We start from the raw sequence: 17194 nt of genomic DNA on the forward strand, positions 1-17194 counted from the left end.
GGGCGGACGGCGGCGCAGCGTACGAGGCCGAGGTCGTCGACGTCACACACCGAGACCCTCAGCCTGGGTAGCCGTCGGCCGCGCACGGTGCAGAGGTGCCCGCGGGCCACAAGGTCCGCGGGCCCCTCCCATTGCGCGCGGGGGATGTGCTCGGACGCTACGGGATGCCGGGCGGTGCGCCGCCTGACGTCGCCAGGCGGGACTGTGAAACGTTCGGTGTAACTCCTGATCAAGGAAGATGCATCGATGACCAGTGAGAACGTGGCCGAGTCCGTCGAAACGTCGCTGCCGTCGAAGGCGGTGGACGATCAGCTCATCGACGAACTGGTGGGCCGGGCCCAGGCCGAGGCATTGCAGTTGACGGGCGAGGGCGGGCTGCTGCAGCAGTTGACGAAGCGGCTGCTGCAGTCGGCTCTCGCGGGGCGAGATCACCGACCAATGACAACCACGACCCGTCCGGCAAGAACGGCGGCAACTCCCGAAACGGCACCCGGGCTAAGACCGTAATCACCGACGTCGGGCCGGTCGAGATGTCCGGACCCCGCGACCGGGACGGATCGTTCGAGCCTAGGATCGTCAGGAAGCGGCAGAAGCGGCTGTCCGGTGTGGACGAGATGGTGATCCCTTTGTTCGCGAAAGGCTGAGGACCGGCGACGTCCAGGCCCACCTCGCGGAGGTCTATGGCGCCGACGTGTCCCACCAGGCCATCTCCACCATCACCGACAAGGTCATGGACGGCACGAACAGCACGACGGGTGCCTGAACGACGACGCCACCGTCGTGCTCTGCGATGCACGGCGACAACCGCCCGGCCGCGCCCGAGCAGCAAGCGGCGAAGGCTTGGCGGCGGCCGAGATCGTTGATCAGCTTGGAAAGCGGGAAGGGATGGCGGCTGACTGGCACGCCGGCAGGGAAACAGCCGGGTTCAGGAAGGCCCAGGTCGAGGGGTCTCCAGTCTGGGCCTTTTGCGCTTGCTGGAGGATCGATGACCCTGCCGAGGGTTTACGTCACGTCGACGTAGTCCGCTGCGAAGGTGACCGCCGGGGTGGTGGACGTGCCGGCGAAGGAGTAGCGGAAGTAGCCGTCCGCCGTGGCGTTCGTCGTCGTCTTCGGGACGCCCTTGCTGTCCGTCGTGACGGTCTTGAGGGTTGTGTAGGTGCTGGTGCCCTTCTTCTTGTACTGGAGCTTCACCGGCTGCTTGGTGTAGCCCCCGTACTTGTAGGTTTCCCAGTTGGCGCGGGTCAGGGCGCCCGTGATGGTGATCGTCTTGTTCTTCTTCACCGGTTCCGGCGAGGCGTTGACCGTTAGCTTGGAGTTGCGCAGGACCTCCGCCTTGGCGGCGGAATCCTTGGTGAACGGCGACGGGTACGCGGACCTGGCGGCCGGCATGCCGAAGGCGGCCGTCGGCGGCAAGGCCAAGGCCGGCTACGTCAATGTGGTGTGGGGCAGCCCGAAGGGCCTCGGCGGCAAGGGCTCGACCAGCGTCAGCCAGGACACCACCGGGGTGCCGGGCACCGCAGAGGCGGACGACCTGTTCGGTACGGCGGTCGCGGCCGCCGACCTCAATGGCGACGGCTACAGCGACCTGACCGTCACCGCCCCGGGCGAACGGCTCACCGACACCGGCATCGAGCGCCAGGGCACCGCGACCGTCTGTGGGGCTCGGCCACCGGCTTCAGGAGCGGGCTCACCGCGGCCAAGGGCGAGGCAGACGGCCGGCTCGGCAGGCTGCTTACGGTGGGCGACTACGACCACGACGGCCACCAGGACCTCGCCCTGAGCACGGCCGGCGAGGAGAGCGGCGCAATGCTGCTGCGCCGCGGGCCGTTCACCGCGGACTCATCCTCCACCACGTCCCTCGTCCAGGGGTACCAGTTCTCGGCTCCCCGGGCCGTCACCACGGGTGACTTCGACGGCGACGGCCGCGACGACCTCGCTGTCACGTACGACGGCATGGAGACCGCCGGCACGCATGTCCTCAGCAAGACGTCGGGCGGCTGGAAGTCGATCTGGACCACCGGCGATCACGGTTCCGCGCTGGTGGCCGGCGACCTCAACGGCGACCAGGCCACTGACCTCGCGATCGGTCTCGTCCAGGCCAACCCGGACGCCGACAGCACGCTCTGCGAGGACCGCCTCGGCGGCGCGGTGGCCATGTTCCTGGGCAAGCCGGGTACCACCCTCGGCGGCATCGCCACGTGCGCCACGCAGTCCTCCCGGGCCGTCGGCGGTACCGCCGAGGCGGAGGACAACTTCGGCGCGTCGCTCGCCGTCGCCGACGTCGACCGGGGCGGCCACGACGAACTGTTCGTCGGCGTCAGCCAGGAAGGGGCCGGCACCCAGGCCAAGGCAGGCTCCTGGTACTCCCTCACCATCCTCCAGGACGGCACGCCGGTCGGCTCGCCCCGCACCCAGAACACAGAGCGGGTGCCCGGCACGGCGGAGGCTGGCGACCGCTTCGGCGGGGCGGTCGCCAGCGGCGACTACAACGGCGACAACTACCTCGACATCGCGGTGGGCGCGCCCGGCGAGAACGCGGGCTCGGGCGGTGTCTGGGACTTCCCGTCCCGCGAGGAGGGCGAGCCGCTGCCGATCCTCTCGGTGACCCCGGGCAGCCTGGGCCTGCGGGGAGCGGTCGAGTTCGGCGGAACGATCAGCCGCTGAGGACTGTCCCGCGGGTCACGAACGAAGCCAAAGGCCCAGGGCAGCGACGGTCTCGGTGTCATGGAAGATGTACGCCCTCCGGTCGACTCGGGTGGCTATGGCGCGGAATCCGTTGACGGCGTCGATCGTTCCCTCGACTTCGTTGCGACGCTTGTAGATCGTCTTGTCGAAGCCGGTGGGTCGGCCGTCCGCGCTGCCACGGCGCTGGTCGGCCCCAGGTGCAGGTTGACCGGCGGCACCTGGTGGTCGTATTACGACGCGACGACCGTGTCTGGTCCTTCCGGGCTGGACATCGACCATGTGGTGCCGCTCGCCGAGGCGTGGGATTCCGGCGCATCGGCGTGGACGGCGCAGCGGCGTGAGGCTTACGCCAACGACCTGGGCGCCCTTACCTCGCTGGTCGGCGTCACCGCCCGCTCTAACCGCAGCAAGTCCGACCAGGACCCCACGACGTGGATGCCGCCCGTAGGCGAGGTCCACTGCCAGGACGCAGCGGAATGGACCGCGACCAAGATCCGCTGGAATCTGGCCGTCGACCCGCAGGAAGAGGCCGAGCTGCTCGACTTGGCCGAGCAGTGCCCGACCACGGAGGTCTATTTCGATCGGGTCCCATAGAACGGGAACGCACCGCTCCTGGCGGGGCTGGCGAACCGGGGGAGGGTGCCGCGGCAGATGAACGGTCTGCTTCCGTCGCGCTGACTCCTTGGGCCTGCTGCCTGCCAGCCGCCGGGCAGCGTCTTGCCCTGCAGGCAAGTGAGGGTCTTACGCCTAAGTGAGCCGCGTGGCGCGAGCGGACCGTGGCCCCCGGCGTCTGCCGGGGGCACGTCTGTTCACCTCGGTGTCGGTGAAGGAAGCCTCACCACCGGCATGGCGGCTGGGGTGGTTGTGCTGGTGGGCGAGGCGTTGGGAGCGGGCAAGAGGGCGTGCAGCATCCGCGCGGCGCGCTTGCGCCATGTCCGCGCGGGCCTGCCGGTGGCGGACCTCGCCGGCACGTCGCCGCCGTCGGTATCTCGCCGTGTCTCCTCGATGCGGTCTTGCTGCGGCATGCCGGCAGCGGCGGGGGCGGGTAGTCCCCGGCGGTGGGCGTCGGCCCGGGTCCAGGCATGCTCCCAGGCCATGGCTTTGGGCGTGCCCGGCTGCACGCCTCCGCATACCCGTACGAAGACCATGAGCAGGTTCTTGGAGGGCATGCGTTTTCCGGACAGGACGGCACCCAGGGTGCTGCGCGGCAGCAGACCCAGGCCGGCGGCCTGATCAAGCTCACGCAGTGATCTGTTCCCGTGGGAGAACCGCATGGCGCGCATGGCGTCCAGCAGTTCGATGGGCTCGCCGATGAACTCGGGGGCGAGCACGGGGCGACGCCGTGCGGCTGGGCTGCCCGGTGCCGCTATAGCGGTCTCGGCCTTCTTCCACAGCCGCTCAGCCTGCCGTTCGTCCGCGCCGCACACGCGTACGTACGACTCGACGACCTGCCACGTGGGGAGCTTGCGTCCCCGGTCGGCGTGGTAGAACCGCAGGTGGGGGACTGGACGATGAGGATCGGCTGTTGCCTTCGCGGCCATCTGGCGGTAGCTCAACCCCGAGAGCTGGCGCAGTGACCGAAGCCACTGCGCCAGCTCGATGACGGGGGCGGGCGTCGCCAGGGCGCTGGTGTTGCACCCCATGACGCCGCCCCTTACGCCACGCGGACGGTGAAGATCGCCACGGTGCGGCGCAGGAGCTCGACGGCCACCAGGCCGCCGACCGCCAGTGTCGCGATGATCGCTTCCAGGCTCTGCCCGGTGACCGCCAGGGCGGCGGTCAGGAGCAGGACCACGATGATGACGACGACGGCCGGGGCCGGCAGCTGAACGCTGCCGGCCTCCGCCGGGCCGCCGCCCTGCACGCAAGCGTGCTTGGGGCCACGCCTCTTCTTCATTTGTGATCTCCTCGATCGTTGCTACTCGACTCGAGGCCCCGTATACGACGATCCCCCAGCCTTGCAGGGCTGGAGGATCCGGAACCTCAGTGCACAGCTTTCTGCCCGCCGCTAAAAGGAGTAAAGAGCGCCCGCACGCGACTGTTTCATCTCGTCCCAGTTGCCCTGGCCGCCCTCAGCGGCGACGCCCCAGGTCAGTCGGCCTAAGCCGGCACGGGCGTTTCCGTGATTGAGCGCAAGGTCCAACTCCCGCACTGCTTGGACCCCTTGTTCGGAACGGATGAAACGAACAGGATCTGGGGACAACCGCAGCAGGACGCCAGAGCCGAAGGCGGACCTGGTCTTGCTGCACTCAACCCGGTAGCGAGCGAGCTGAAGGAGGGACCTGACATGGAACACACGCCGAGGTTCGTGGCAGATGCCCACCTCATGCTGGTCAGCATCGACGTGCGGTCGTACACAGAGCGTGCGGCGCACACCCGGCGCGACCAGATCGCACTCCTTCTCCGCACGCTCCACGAGGCGTTTCGGGACGCCGGCTTGCGGGAGCCCACCGATGCCTGGCCCGACCACGACGTGCTCGCCAGCTCCCGACAGCCCGCGAAGCGGAACGCCGCATCTCTCGACCCCAGACTCTCGTGGGGCGACAAAGCCATCGCCATCGTGGGGCTAGGCGGGCTCTGCAACCCCAGCCCTTGGTCTGGTCGCCGGCATTCTGGAGTAGGTGACGAGGGCAACCTGCTTCCGCCCGCGGTTCGCCAGCTCCTCTCAGTTGCCCAACTGCGCCCGTACCCTGGCGTGCCCTTGGGCCGCAGGAGTGCGGCCACGGCGGCGGTGGAGATCGTGGCTGCCGCTGTGGGGCAAGGCCACGGGGGTGACGACTGGAACTGCCGTCTCACCACACGCTTCCCAGGCGCCCCCACGGCCGACACCGTCCGAACACGCACGACAGGGAACAGCGGACCGCAGCCTCCAAGCCATCCGCATGCTGTCGTCACCAACACGGACGCATACCGCTGTGCCGAGACCCCATACGCTGCCCACGGAGCGGGGTGGTGGGCATCCTCGCTGCCGTCGCCGGACAACAGGACTCCGTACCGAGCTTCCTCTGCTGCTCGCAACACGAAGACGCCACGCCTGATGCCTGAGGCTACTGTCCGACGCCACCACACCGACGAACTCGGTCAAAGGGCAACCTCCGTCCAGCCCAGCGGGAGTGCGAAGGCGCCCACGGTCGGGACCTGGCGCGGGAACTCCGCTGCCCCCATCGACACCCAACCGGTCGCCGGCGTCGTGCGGACGCCATCCCTTGCCCGTGCGCAGTCTCCACCGGTGCCTCAACCGGCCAGCCTCACACCGGCGCACTGGCCAAGCGAGTCAGCGGCCGCGACGATGCATCGCTGCAACGGTCGGGTGCTGCGCCAGTGCTGTTCGGCGCGGACCTCCCGAAGGCCGCAGGCTCGCGTCCAGACTGCGCACCGGCCTGCCCGGTCGACAGGCCGTCTCGTGCGATGGCCGGTGCCTCCCTATCCGAGGATTGAGTTCGGCTCCTGATGCCGTGCCCTTTGCCACCCGGATCTGACGGATTCGCGTAAACCTTTCTCCTGCCGCTGACCTGCGCGGCTTCTTGACGCGGTCTCCCCGGCCGTTGCTACTCGACACAAACAGGGGAATCGGGCGTGCCTCGTTGCAGCGAAGCGTGCCTACAGGCGACGCGATGTCGTCGAGCAGCTTCCGGACGTTTTCTGACCCACGGTGGGCCCGTGGGCCACGAAACGTCCGGAAGCTCCTGCTCCACCCTCCGTACAACGACGCGCTGGCCGAACAGAGGCCCGCCGATCACCGTGGCTACCTGACACCTGACACGCCAGGACCCGCGACGCCCCGTGGCCGATCCCGACCCCGCCCCGGGCGGGATCCGCCGGTGAACGCAGCTGCCCTGCCTGGCCGCCGTCGCTTTTCATCGGCTCCTGATCCATTGAGTTAGCGTCAAGCGCGCTGCGCTACATGGCACAAGCGGGTGAGGGCATCGTGCGCGGTGCAATCTGCAAGGACGAGGTCCCAAGCTGTGGCGGCGTGGGACCTCTTTGCGCACTTGTGCGTCTAGCTTCAACGGCCAGTCGCAGTGGCCGTCAGGCCTGCCTCAGCCACACTTCGGGACACAGCCCGGTAACTCGGAGGCAGGCCGGCGCCCTTTCGGTGCCGTTTCCATGGTGCTGATCGGGTCGAGTTGCCGCTGGTATTTCTCCTCAGGTTTCCCAGCTGCCTCAACAGTCCACTGGTTTATCGCTCGTAATCCCAACGGCGGAACGTTATGTGTCATGCTGTCGCTGGGCACGGCGGCTACCTGTGGGGACTCCACGGGAGGTCGTGTTTCCCGACCGAGATGGGGGACTGATGATCCAGTTTATCGCGCCCATGATCGTCTCTCTGGGTGTACATTTCCTCCTCAATGGAAAGGGGGAACAGGGGGGCGGCTGGGAGCTCGCCGGCACCTCGGACGGTGACACCGAAAAGGAACTGGCTGCCGTAGAGCGCGTCGGCGTTTTCGCTAACAGTGGCGGAGTTCGGATCACGGTTGAGCGAACCCTCTCCCGGCAATGGGCGCGCTCCATTGCGTGGGACATAAAGGGGGCGATAGAGAAGACGGCAAAGGCGAAAATTCCTATCGCCGAAGCAGAAGTGAAGGCGTCCCTCGAACTGCATGCGGGCGTCGAGACGACGGTACAGCTAACGGAGTCCCAGCGGTTCCTGTTCACAGTTGAGCCCAAGTCTCAGGTCGAGATTCTCGTGCACTGGTACAGGCAGGTCCGGACAGGCACCGTTTCACTGACAAACTCGGCCACCTCGGGCGACTCCCGCCCTGCGCTGTTGACGGTCCCCTACCGGGAGGTGAACGGCCTGACGGCGGAGGTCTTCTCACGGGACATCAAGAAGGCTCGCTGACACACGCTCACCGGAAGGCGCGCCCGGGCGCCGGTATCAGTGATGGGGCGCGGGTCGTGTGACCGTGATGCTGACACCGCACGGCCGGGCCCCGGACCCGACGTCACGGTTTCAACGCCGGTCTTCACCCGCTTTCGGGACGGAGAGGAACTCTATGGCGGTAGCGCAACGACTGAGCCGCTTCGTGGAACGGCCCGACCTGTGTGACAGTGGAAGCGCCGACGGCGACAGAACCTATTTCGCCGGCGCGGACGTCACCACGCGCATGGCCCAGTTACGCCGAGCGATCCATGAGATCCGTACAAACTGGGATCGGTACCCGGTCTACATGGCCGAACTAAGAGAGCGTATGGAACGGGACATCGCCCGCGCCGCCGAGCCCCTTCCCGACCGGGACCGGGAACTAGTCCACGCGCTCTTCTCCAGCGCCAAGGAGTGGGCCGACCGCCGCCCGCCCGACATCGGCTCTCAGGTGGAGGAATACAGCGCGATCCGTCTCTACACCTCCGAGCCGGGATACCGTCGTATCTTCAGCACGATCAACAAGGCATTCCGCCAGGACGGCCTGGTCGAAGATGCGCAAGCCTTGCGAAGCGCCGCCTTTCTGGTCGAACTGCTGAGTATCGACCTGTTCAACTACCGCCACGAACGACCGCACGTCGACAATTTCGAGGGCGTCGTCCACCGTAGAATGTGCGTCACGGAGCGGCAACTCGCCGAACTCGCCCGAATCGCCGCGGGACCGGTGGGCCGACGGTACCTCTCCATCCCCCTCGGCATGGCATCAGCCAGCGTCGACCGCCACCACGCCATGGCCTTCGCGCTGGAACAGAGCCGGAGACATCCGGATCGCATCCCGCTGATCTGGAAGGTGTACGTACGCGGGCTGACGTCGGATCAGCGCGAGCTGTTCAGACGGCACCACCCCCGCAGCACCGTCACTTCCCTGTGCGCGGTACCGATCGACGAGTTGTCCGAGTACGCCTACGAGCAGGAAGTCCTGCTGCGCGGTCCTTCTTCCAGCTCTTGCGGCTCACGGACAACACGGAGGACGTCGGGTCCGGGGCAGACCGGGCCCACCAGCACGCCGCCGGAGCTGGGAAGAGGGGGCACTCGGCAGGGCCGAGCCCGAGCATCACGCGCTCCCGCGGCGGCCTGAGTACGAGGATCCATTTGGTCAGTGACGGTTGTGCACGGCCTCTCGCGTTCCATTTCACCGCAGGCCAGGCAGGCGATGCCCCCGCCTTCGAGGCTGTCATGGCAGGCGTCCGGGTTCCGTGAAGCGGCCTCGGAAGACCACGGATCCGGCCGACGGCCGTCTTGGCGGACCGCGCCTATTCATCCCGCGCGATCCGTGCACATCTCCGCCGACGCGGCATTCGCGCCGTCATCCCGCAGCCCGCAGACCAGATCGGCCACCGATTGAAGCGAGGCCGCACCGGCGGACGACCCCCCGCCTTCGACAGCGAGATTTACAAGCAGCGCAACACAGGTGAGCGATGCATCAACGGGCTCAAGCAGTGGCGCGGCCTGGCCATGCGAACAGACAAGCTCGCTATTGCCTACCAGGCCGCACTCCACCTCGTCGCCATCCTCATATGGGTCCGGGGATAGGAACCCCGGCACACGTATTGGAGAGGCACGCCCCCAGCCCAGCGTGACAGCATGCGGCAATGGCCTTCCCACACCCCGACGGCGACTACACGATCACTGCGATGTACTCCGTACCCGATGACGCCTGGTACTTGGAACTGGACATCGTGGCCGGGCAACGACGTCTCGTGACCGCAGTCGTCCCCGACGAGGATCCGGCACGGGAGCCGACGGTGTGCTTCGACTCTCGCGGGCCACACGTGGATGTTCCCTTCGAGGTCATGCGCTGGTTCATGGACCAGGTCGAGGAAGAGATCCGCACTTCCCGTGCCTGGATGCGGCTGAGACCCGAGCTCGTCGAAATCATCTACCAACTCCGCCAGGAACACATGGGCGCCATCGACGATGACACTTTCCGTCATGTCTTGGCGGAGGTGCGCGCCACGGTCTCCGAGGCAGACCTCCCCGCCGTTCTAGAGGCCGCCTTCGGGCGAAATCCCGACGGCACCACCATGGACCACCTGCAAGCGCCCCAGCCAGCTGACAGTCAAGGAGACAAGCCCTAGTACTCCAGCAGCGTTTCGCTATCTGGCCTGGTCAGGGGCATCGTCGGGAGTGTAGGGGCCTGATGGCGTGTCAGGGGCGGTCTTGCCCGACTGCCCCTCCAACGAGTGGCATCGAGAACTGTCCGAGCTGTTATGAGGGCAGCCTCCCCGCGTGATCGACGACTTTGCAGACGCGACCTGGGACCGTGAACTCAACGACCTCTTCCTGCGTATCGGCCACCGCTTCGGCCTCGCCGACCTGCGACGCCGCATGCGCGACTACGTCCGCGCCCTGCTCGGCCCGGTCGGCCGCAAAAACGGCTGGCAACTGGCCGAACATGCAGGCCACCGCACCCCCGACGGCCTGCAACGGCTGCTGAACGGAGCCACCTGGAACGCCGACGACGTCCGCGACGACCTGAAGACATACGTCGCCGATAAGCTCGGCCAAGCCGACGGGGCCTCATCCTCGACGACACCGGCTTCGTCAAGAAAGGCACCACCTCCGCGGGCGTGCAGCGCCAGTACTCCGGCACCGCCGGCCGCACCGAGAACTGCCAGATCGGCGTCTTCGCCGCCTACGCCACCACCCGCGGACGCGCCCTGGTGGACCGCGAGCTGTATCTGCCCAAGTCCTGGACGGACGACCGCGAACGCTGTCGCGCCGCCAAGATTCCCGATGAGAGGAAGTTCGCCACCAAATCAGAGCTGGCCAGGGCCATGGTGCTGCGCGCGCTCGCCTCGCCGCTGCCGATCGCCTGGGTGACCGCGGATGCCGCCTACGGCCAGGAACGGCGCTTTCGCCGGATGCTGGAAGAAGCCGCCGTCGGCTACGTGCTCGCCGTCCCGAAGTCTCAGCAGGTGCCGCGCTTTGGCCGTATCGACCACCTCTTCACGCAGGCACCGGACGAGGCATGGGAGAGGCGCTCGTGCGGCGACGGTGCCAAGGGCCCGCGTGTCTATCACTGGGCTGCCGTCCAGCTCCCGGTGATCGAGGACTTCGACGGCGAGCGGCCCACCCATCACCGCTGGGCGCTGGCCCGGCGCAGTATCAGCAGGCCCGATGAAATCGCCTACTACCGCGGATATGCCCCGTCGGGCACCGGCGTCGACCGGCTCGTGCGCGTTGCCGGGCGCCGGTGGGCGATCGAGGAGTGCTTCCAGGCAGCGAAGATCGAGTGCGGCCTGGATCCCTGCACATCACCCTGGCCACGCTTGCGCACGCCTTTCTCGCGGTCACGGCGGCCCAGGCGGCGGCAGAGGGGGCTGCAGAAACGGTTCCCCCCTGGTTCCGCTCACCGTGGCCGAAGTCCGCCGACTGCTGGCAGCTGGCCTCGCGCACCGACCCCGCCCGCCGCTTCGCATCCACGCCATGAGCTGGTCACGGTGGCGTCGCAGGCGTCAGGCCGTCGCCAGACACTGCCACTACCGGCGACGATGCCACTCATTGGAGGGGCAGTCCGGCACGACCGCCCCTGACACGCCATCAGCCCACTACGCTCCCGACGATGCCCCTGACCAGGGCAGATAGCGGAACGCTGCTGGAGTACCAGGTCGCAGGCATTGAAGCCTCGCACATGCGCAGGCCGACAGCCCTTGCTTCGTGCACTTCGTCTGTCATCGACCCACTTCCAACTCGTAGTCGAACCAGATCCGATGCGTTCCATCAGCCTCGACGGCCATTCCTCCAGCACCGGAGATCCCGGCCAGCTCTCCCGTACCGCTCGTTGGCACGATGGTGAAGAGCTCTGCTGTGCGATCACTGCCGGAGGTCGTCGCCGAGTGCACGAAGTTGAAGGCGCCGGTCCGGCCGCACAGCGAGCCTTCGAACGACTCCATGGCCACGTAGGTGCCCACGCCGGTTGTTTGGTCGAACGCTGCGGTGAACAGGGTCGCCGAGCGGCCGGCAATCTCACCCTCGAAGTGCTTCTCCATCGTTGCGACACTCACTGGAAGCCCAGTGGGCACAGCCGGTTCCGGCTTCAGCTTGCTCGGCACGAACGCTTTGACAGTGAACGTTCCTGTAGCTCTCATGGAACGACCGTATCGGTGCGGTCTGACACCGGTCTCCCTCTGGGCGGCCGACTCCGCTGACGACCTTCCCCAACGACGAGGGCTACGACGAACTGGTGCTGGCGCGCAGCATCCCCGTCCGATCGGTCTGAACCTGGGGGCGGCAGGCGAAGTGCTCGACGACGTGGGCGGGTTTGCACAGGTCGAGGTCTCACCAGCGGTTCGACGTCCCCCCGTGACCGTGTGTAGACAACAGCACACGCACGTCGTTGTTATCATGTTTACGTAGCTTCTCGGCCAAGCCGTCCGTCCTGGATCGAAGCTTGGGAATCTCCCCCGAGCGGAGTGGCTGGCGAGACAGGTCGGTGTGGAGGTGCTTGGGGAGTCTGTGCCGGGCAGGTGACCGAGGCGATGGGCAGCCGCACCGTGGCTGGCCGGCATCATGCGACGATCTGTTTGTGGCTGGTGTGATCACGGCGTCGAAGCCGTCCTGGATAGCCCCGTTAAGCGGGCTGAGCCCGCGCTGCTTCGCCAAGCTGGTGACCGTGGTGCGCCGCGAGACCGCGGATGCTCCGCGGCCCGGCCTGCCGTGCGGCTTGTCGCTGGAGGACCGGGTGCTGCTGGTCGCGGCCTACTGGCGGACCAACCTGACGTTGCGCCAGCTCGCCCCGCTCTTCGGGGTCTCGAAGTCGGCAGCCGACCGGATCATAGACCACCTCGGGCCGAAGCTCGCGCTCCAGCCACGCACGCGGTTCGCGAAGGACACCGTGCTGATCGTGGACGGCACACTCGTGCCGACCCGCGACCACAGCGTGGCGGAGCAGTCGAAGAACTACCGCTACTCGACCAACCACCAGGTCGTCATCGACGCTGACACCCGGCTCGTCGTCGTGGTCGGCCGACCGCTGCCCGGCAACCGCAACGACTGCCGGGCATGGTCCGAGTCCGGTGCGAAGGACGCCGTTGGCAGGACCCTGACTATGGCGGACGGCGGCTACCCGGGCACCGGCCTGCTGATGCCGCACCGCCGTGCGAACGGCGAGACCGAACTCCCCGCCTGGAAACAGGAACACAACCGCTCACACAAACAGGTCAGGGCCCGCATCGAGCACACCTTCGCCCGGATGAAGGGCTGGAAGATCCTGCGCGACTGCCGTCTGAAGGGCCACGGCGTGCACCACGCCATGCTCGGGATCGCACGCCTCCACAACCTCGCCCTCACGGGCTGAACGGAACACCCCGCTCGGCGACCACCACGCCCTCACCGCGCGGAAGATCATTACGGGACAGCCCTTAGAGGTCCTAACAAAGGCGTTGGACGTGTCGGTGGGTGATGAGGCAGGTGGCGAGGCCGAGGAAGGCTTCATGGATGTCGTCGCGTCGTTCCCAGCGGACGCGTAGGCGTCGGAAGCCGTGCAGCCAGGCGATGGTGCGTTCGACGACCCACCGATACACGCCCAGGCCAGAGCCGTGTGGGACGCCGCGGCGGGCGATCACCGGTTTGATGCCCTGGGACCGGACAAGGCGGCGGTACTTGTCGTGGTCGTAGGCTCGGTCGCCGAGCAAGGTTTCCGGTCTCCGTCGCGGTCGCCCGACCAGGCCGGGGACAGACGGGATCTTGGCGAGCAGGGGCATCAGCTGGGTGATGTCGTTGCGGTTGCCTCCGGTCAGCGACACCGCGAGCGGGATGCCCTGCCCGTCGACGAGGACGTGGTGCTTGCTGCCCGGACGTGCGCGATCGACCGGGCTGGGTCCGCTTTTGGGCCCCGTCGAGCGGCCCTGACGTGGCTGGAGTCGATCACCGCCCGGGACCAGTCCAGCTGCTTCGCCGCTCGCAGCTTCGTCAACAGGACGGCATGGAGCCGATCCCACACTCCGGCCTCGTTCCACGCGGCCAAACGCCGCCAACAGGTCATGCCAGAGCCGAAGCCGAGCTCCTGGGGCAAGTACTCCCACTGGATCCCGGTGTGCAGGACGAACAGGATCCCGCACAGCGCCTGCCGGTCAGGCACACGCGGCCGCCCCGCCACCGCCTTCGGCGTCGGCTCAGGCAGCAACGGCTCGATCAACAGCCACAGTTCGTCCGAGACAATCCACGGACGAGAGTTCCTCGTCCCCACGAATGGAGCAACGAGCGTCCAAGCCGACAGTCACACCATCAACGGCTTTTGTTAGGACCTCTTAGGCTCGATATGGAGATCACCGCCCGCACCCCCGGGGCCAGGGGCCCCTATCCCAGAATGGGGGGCAGGGAGCGGACCTACGGCTGGCTGATCCTCCACCGGAGCCTGGCCCGCGACTGCGAAACCTCCCCGAACGCTCCGAGGCCATGATCCACCTCGTGACGACCGATCTCATGGCCCACCGTCTCACCAACGAGACCACCATCTCCTGGCGCGTTCCGAAGAATCCGCCAACCAACCCAATCCGGGATGAAACATCAGGCGAAAACGACCTCTTTAGGCGATCGGTCAACTATTGGTGCCTTCCCTGCGGTGAGTTGCGAGGGGTCTAGGCCTGGGGTGCACTTGGACATATAGGCGATGTTGCAGTGGGTCAATCGACTGGAGCGACCCATGAATGATCGGGATGTAGCCGCCACGGGCAAGCTCGCACCTTGGACCCATCGAGTGTCCGCGCACGTTGCGGTGCTGCAGGGGCAGCTCGACCGAATCGCGGAAATGGACATGCCCGCCCATAATGAGAAGCTTGCGGATAAGGCGAATTGCCTGTTGATGGCGGCCCGGTATGCGGCAGAGAGAAGGGCACACCCTTTTGGGTCAGCTAAAGACCTCGCTTTGGTCAGTATTCATGAGACTGAGCTTATCATTCTGGAGATTACCCCGGACGAGGAACTTGCATGGTGGGGGCCCGTCGTTTTAGCGAAGGGTGTTCAACATCTCGATGGCGCCGACCCTCGGCTACGGATTCTGCAAGAGCATCTTCGCAGTAATCGAAATGAATTGGGGGCTGCCTATCGAGAGCTTGCCGTAGGCGTCCTTCATGCTGCAAACCATGCCGAGGAATGGGATATATCCCGCGTTCGTGGCTTCCGGAACGCCCTGCTGCTGGCTTCCGGGATCATGTTGATTATCGTTTTGCTGTTCATTGTTTCTGGATACTCAACTCCAGAAGCGCTGGCGGATAAACTTTGCTTCTCACCGCAGGACCCAGATAACCCCAACAGGAAAATCATGGTATGTCCGCTCGAAGAGGGGGCAATCCGTGATGTGGCGCCACAGGGTGGCGACGTGATGCTCGTGGCCTCCTTGGGTGCTGGGGCGGCTGCCCTGGCGGGCGCTGCCGCACTGCATGGAATTCGTGGCCTCGCTGTCCCTTACATGGTGCCCATGAGTCTGCTTTTCTTGCGCATACCCGTCGGCGCCTTGTCCGCCATGCTTGGATTGGTCCTGATTCACGGCGAATTCATCCCAGGTCTCACGGCACTGGACCATCGAGGGCAGATTGCCGCATGGGCAATTGCGTTCGGGATTGGGCAAGAGGCTCTGACGCGCATGCTTGATAAGAGGGGGAACACTCTGATGGAAGGAGTGCGTGGATCATGGCCTGCGGGCGGCTCTTCACCTCCACCCGGAGAGATGACCCCTCCTAAGCCAGACCAAAGTTCCGGTCATTGACGCGCGTACGAACGTATTCCTGACCAGGTGATTGAGATCTCAAGATCGGCTGAAAGTCCAGCGGGGCGGGAGCGGTTTGACTCCCGCCCTGCCCTTTCACGCATCGGCAGGCGAGAACTGGGCCAGGTAGCGCTCAACACCTTCGGGGACCGACTCCTGCGCCAGGCGCCGCACTTCCTCCCGGCCCACGCAGTAGATCCGCACCTGCCACTCCCTGCCCGCCTCGGGGAGACGCACGGACTCGGTCATGGGGCCGGCAGCAGCCCACAGCGCCAACTCCCCGGACGGGCTGTGAATTCGGGCCTGCCCCTGCGCCTCCCACGCCTCACGTCCATGTGCGGAAGGCGGCTCCGCGTTCCACACCTCGACGGTCATGGCCGCGGTGTGAGTGTGCCCCCCGCTTTCGACATCGATGCGGCCAGGGTGGGCCGTCAAGAACGTTTCCGGCACACGCCCCTCCGGGTAGCCGACCGGCACGAATCGATCGTCCGGCTCCTGAAACCCGAACCCGAAGAAGTCGACCTCGATATTGAGCTCCTGCTGCTGCATCAGTTCTGCCACGTGAACTCCTTCAAACGAGCCGCCGCCCTGCCTCGCGCGAGATCGTATCGGCCTGGGCCGAAGCAAACCGGGCTGGTCCGCGAACCACCCCCCCACGGTGCCGGCCATGTCCACGGGGCAGATGGCGGCAGGCTCAACTGCCAGTCCGGCCGTCACCCGTTCGCATACCGCGGCTTCCAGAACAGTAACTATGGCGTGGACACTCAGATCCACTTCACGCAACTGCACTGCACCGGGCCCGACTCGAGCACGACGGTGCAGCTGACGAAGTACAAGACGGGGCCTCTGCTTGACGAGAATCGCGGTCGGAAGACTTTCACGGCGTGCCACACCGGCAACACGTCGAAGGGCTCCAGTGTTCGACTGGTCCGTCCAGGCTCTGCGCGTCCGGACACAGCAATGACGGGCCTGGAGCGCGGCGGCCTGTGGAAGTGTCCTGGATCGGTGGCCGGCCATCGCGGCGGCCTTCTTCCGGAACCTGCCTGCGCGAGTCGCCGTCGTCGCCTTCCACACGGGGGCGGGGCAGCTGGAGCTGCGCCCGGGCTCGCCCGCGTACGCGACACAGTTGCGGCTGGTCAGTTCCGGGATCGTTGCCGTGGTAACGGCGCGGTCGGCGCCCAGGCGGTCCGCGCCGTCCGGGTCCCGGCCATCCCGAGAGGTGGCTGCCACCTCGATGGCGGGGGCCGTGCCCGGGGGCGCCAGTGAACACCCGCGGCAGGCTTCGCCCGGCTTCCACCGAGGTGCTCGCCGCACACCAGGCCGTCGTTCCCGCACAGCGGGTCGACCTGGGCATTATTGAGGCGATCGAGCGGCAGAGCAGGGCCGGCGCAGCCGGCGCGCAGCTACATCCCGGCAGGCTGATCATCGGCACGTTTCCTGCCGACGTCGGCAGGCCGACCGGCGGGTGGGACGGTCTTGGGACCTCCGCACAGCGGCAGGCGCTGAGTTGATCACGGTCCGACCGGCGACTGATCCGGGGCGCGGTGGCCCCCGGCTTCGCGGAGAGCCTCGTGCCCATGTGTGCCGGCTGATCCCCAGCGCCCGCCGTCTCGGCGAGCTGACAGCGCGCCCGCCGCGAGCGCACCCGTACGCGGTCAGGGAGAAGGGCCCGCAAAGCCGGCGAACGGCGGCAGCCGTGTGCAGGGGAACGGGGTGAAGGAGCAGGCGGTGACGTCGGGTGGGATGGTGATCGGGGCCGGTGCGGCGCCCGGTGCGGCGTCTGGTGCCGGGGTCCGGCTCTTCGGCCAGGCTCTGTCGTCCCCGGGTGCGTGTGCCGGTTCTTTGATGGGCCGGCCGCCGGGGCCGGGGCCGGGGCC

The 17194-nt window shown here is 67.0% G+C and carries 14 protein-coding genes and 6 pseudogenes; 12 read left to right on the forward strand and 8 right to left on the reverse strand.

Annotation, left to right across the window (positions count from 1 at the left end; translation table 11 throughout):
* Positions 1-246 precede the first annotated feature (246 nt).
* Positions 247-739, forward strand: a pseudogene (locus E2E34_RS18590) (transposase); the annotation flags it as partial.
* Here the strand turns inward: E2E34_RS18590 and E2E34_RS35495 are convergent.
* Both E2E34_RS35495 and E2E34_RS18595 read right to left on the reverse strand, forming a co-directional pair.
* Positions 679-903: a hypothetical protein gene (locus E2E34_RS35495; protein WP_167518314.1), complete on the reverse strand. Its 225-nt coding sequence runs from the start codon at positions 901-903 to the stop codon at positions 679-681. The pseudogene E2E34_RS18590 and the gene E2E34_RS35495 sit on opposite strands and share 61 nt — an antisense overlap.
* Positions 904-1002: 99 nt before the next feature.
* Positions 1003-1350 (reverse strand): annotated as a pseudogene (locus tag E2E34_RS18595) (calcium-binding protein); the annotation flags it as partial.
* Positions 1351-1387: 37 nt separating this feature from the next.
* Between E2E34_RS18595 and E2E34_RS18600 the strand changes: the two are divergent.
* The 3 genes from E2E34_RS18600 to E2E34_RS18610 are packed head-to-tail and all read left to right on the forward strand — an operon-like array spanning position 1388 to position 3279.
* Positions 1388-1780 (forward strand): FG-GAP repeat protein, encoded by a 393-nt coding sequence (locus E2E34_RS18600; protein ID WP_167518315.1) that lies wholly within the window; start codon positions 1388-1390, stop codon positions 1778-1780.
* Positions 1738-2664 carry an FG-GAP repeat protein gene (locus E2E34_RS18605; protein WP_167518316.1) on the forward strand — a complete coding sequence of 309 codons (927 nt, stop codon included), beginning with the start codon at positions 1738-1740 and terminating at the stop codon, positions 2662-2664. Before E2E34_RS18600 ends, E2E34_RS18605 begins: the two co-directional genes overlap by 43 nt.
* Before the next feature lie 60 nt (positions 2665-2724).
* Positions 2725-3279: an HNH endonuclease family protein gene (locus E2E34_RS18610; protein ID WP_138903048.1), complete on the forward strand. Its 555-nt coding sequence runs from the start codon at positions 2725-2727 to the stop codon at positions 3277-3279.
* A 215-nt stretch (positions 3280-3494) separates the two neighbouring features.
* On the opposite strand, the gene E2E34_RS18615 is transcribed toward E2E34_RS18610, so the two are convergent.
* Both E2E34_RS18615 and E2E34_RS18620 read right to left on the reverse strand, forming a co-directional pair.
* Positions 3495-4328, reverse strand: coding sequence for a helix-turn-helix domain-containing protein (locus E2E34_RS18615; protein WP_138903049.1), 834 nt, complete (start codon positions 4326-4328; stop codon positions 3495-3497).
* Positions 4329-4339: 11 nt separating this feature from the next.
* The gene (locus E2E34_RS18620; protein ID WP_138903050.1) at positions 4340-4582 is read right to left on the reverse strand and encodes a hypothetical protein; all 243 of its coding nucleotides are present in this window, start codon (positions 4580-4582) and stop codon (positions 4340-4342) included.
* A 2418-nt stretch (positions 4583-7000) separates the two neighbouring features.
* Here E2E34_RS18620 and E2E34_RS18625 point away from each other — a divergent pair.
* Complete coding sequence (locus tag E2E34_RS18625; protein WP_138903051.1) at positions 7001-7528, forward strand: hypothetical protein; 528 nt, start codon at positions 7001-7003, stop codon at positions 7526-7528.
* Positions 7529-7931: 403 nt separating this feature from the next.
* Here E2E34_RS18625 and E2E34_RS37475 read toward each other — a convergent pair whose 3' ends face one another.
* The gene (locus E2E34_RS37475; protein ID WP_425573449.1) at positions 7932-8213 is read right to left on the reverse strand and encodes a hypothetical protein; all 282 of its coding nucleotides are present in this window, start codon (positions 8211-8213) and stop codon (positions 7932-7934) included.
* Positions 8214-8506: 293 nt separating this feature from the next.
* Between E2E34_RS37475 and E2E34_RS18635 the strand changes: the two are divergent.
* The 3 genes and pseudogenes from E2E34_RS18635 to E2E34_RS18645 all read left to right on the forward strand — a co-directional run.
* Positions 8507-9142, forward strand: a pseudogene (locus tag E2E34_RS18635) (IS5 family transposase); the annotation flags it as partial.
* 59 nt (positions 9143-9201) lie between these two features.
* Positions 9202-9687, forward strand: coding sequence for a hypothetical protein (locus E2E34_RS18640; RefSeq protein WP_138903053.1), 486 nt, complete (start codon positions 9202-9204; stop codon positions 9685-9687).
* Between the two features lie 151 nt (positions 9688-9838).
* Positions 9839-11042, forward strand: a pseudogene (locus E2E34_RS18645) (IS701 family transposase).
* Between the two features lie 241 nt (positions 11043-11283).
* Here E2E34_RS18645 and E2E34_RS18650 read toward each other — a convergent pair.
* Positions 11284-11700: a DUF3224 domain-containing protein gene (locus tag E2E34_RS18650; protein ID WP_138903054.1), complete on the reverse strand. Its 417-nt coding sequence runs from the start codon at positions 11698-11700 to the stop codon at positions 11284-11286.
* Positions 11701-11738: 38 nt separating this feature from the next.
* On the opposite strand from E2E34_RS18650, the pseudogene E2E34_RS36545 reads away from it, so the two are divergent.
* Together E2E34_RS36545 and E2E34_RS18660 are read left to right on the forward strand one after the other, a co-directional pair.
* Positions 11739-11828 (forward strand): annotated as a pseudogene (locus E2E34_RS36545) (GTP cyclohydrolase I FolE); the annotation flags it as partial.
* Between the two features lie 309 nt (positions 11829-12137).
* Complete coding sequence (locus tag E2E34_RS18660; RefSeq protein ID WP_138903055.1) at positions 12138-12908, forward strand: transposase; 771 nt, start codon at positions 12138-12140, stop codon at positions 12906-12908.
* A gap of 73 nt (positions 12909-12981) precedes the next feature.
* Here E2E34_RS18660 and E2E34_RS18665 read toward each other — a convergent pair.
* Positions 12982-13799, reverse strand: a pseudogene (locus E2E34_RS18665) (IS5 family transposase).
* Between the two features lie 456 nt (positions 13800-14255).
* Here E2E34_RS18665 and E2E34_RS18670 point away from each other — a divergent pair.
* The gene (locus tag E2E34_RS18670; RefSeq protein WP_138903057.1) at positions 14256-15317 is read left to right on the forward strand and encodes a hypothetical protein; all 1062 of its coding nucleotides are present in this window, start codon (positions 14256-14258) and stop codon (positions 15315-15317) included.
* Positions 15318-15413: 96 nt separating this feature from the next.
* On the opposite strand, the gene E2E34_RS18675 is transcribed toward E2E34_RS18670, so the two are convergent.
* Positions 15414-15878 (reverse strand): hypothetical protein, encoded by a 465-nt coding sequence (locus E2E34_RS18675; RefSeq protein ID WP_138903058.1) that lies wholly within the window; start codon positions 15876-15878, stop codon positions 15414-15416.
* A gap of 701 nt (positions 15879-16579) precedes the next feature.
* Between E2E34_RS18675 and E2E34_RS18680 the strand changes: the two genes are divergently transcribed.
* Positions 16580-16828 (forward strand): hypothetical protein, encoded by a 249-nt coding sequence (locus E2E34_RS18680; RefSeq protein WP_138903059.1) that lies wholly within the window; start codon positions 16580-16582, stop codon positions 16826-16828.
* Positions 16829-17194: the final 366 nt, after the last annotated feature.

Origin of the sequence: Streptomyces albidochromogenes (assembly GCF_005981925.1) — a bacterium.
In the GTDB taxonomy this organism is placed as follows: domain Bacteria; phylum Actinomycetota; class Actinomycetes; order Streptomycetales; family Streptomycetaceae; genus Streptomyces; species Streptomyces albidochromogenes.

Excerpts from the sequence above, each read along its gene's own strand:
- E2E34_RS18600 (WP_167518315.1), top strand. The coding sequence starts at position 1,388 with ATGCCGAAGGCGGCCGTCGGCGGCAAGGCCAAGGCCGGCTACGTCAAT.
- E2E34_RS18610 (WP_138903048.1), top strand. The coding sequence starts at position 2,725 with ATGGAAGATGTACGCCCTCCGGTCGACTCGGGTGGCTATGGCGCGGAA.
- E2E34_RS18615 (WP_138903049.1), bottom strand. The coding sequence starts at position 4,328 with ATGGGGTGCAACACCAGCGCCCTGGCGACGCCCGCCCCCGTCATCGAG.
- E2E34_RS18620 (WP_138903050.1), bottom strand. The coding sequence starts at position 4,582 with ATGAAGAAGAGGCGTGGCCCCAAGCACGCTTGCGTGCAGGGCGGCGGC.
- E2E34_RS18625 (WP_138903051.1), top strand. The coding sequence starts at position 7,001 with ATGATCGTCTCTCTGGGTGTACATTTCCTCCTCAATGGAAAGGGGGAA.
- E2E34_RS18640 (WP_138903053.1), top strand. The coding sequence starts at position 9,202 with ATGGCCTTCCCACACCCCGACGGCGACTACACGATCACTGCGATGTAC.
- E2E34_RS18650 (WP_138903054.1), bottom strand. The coding sequence starts at position 11,700 with ATGAGAGCTACAGGAACGTTCACTGTCAAAGCGTTCGTGCCGAGCAAG.
- E2E34_RS18670 (WP_138903057.1), top strand. The coding sequence starts at position 14,256 with ATGAATGATCGGGATGTAGCCGCCACGGGCAAGCTCGCACCTTGGACC.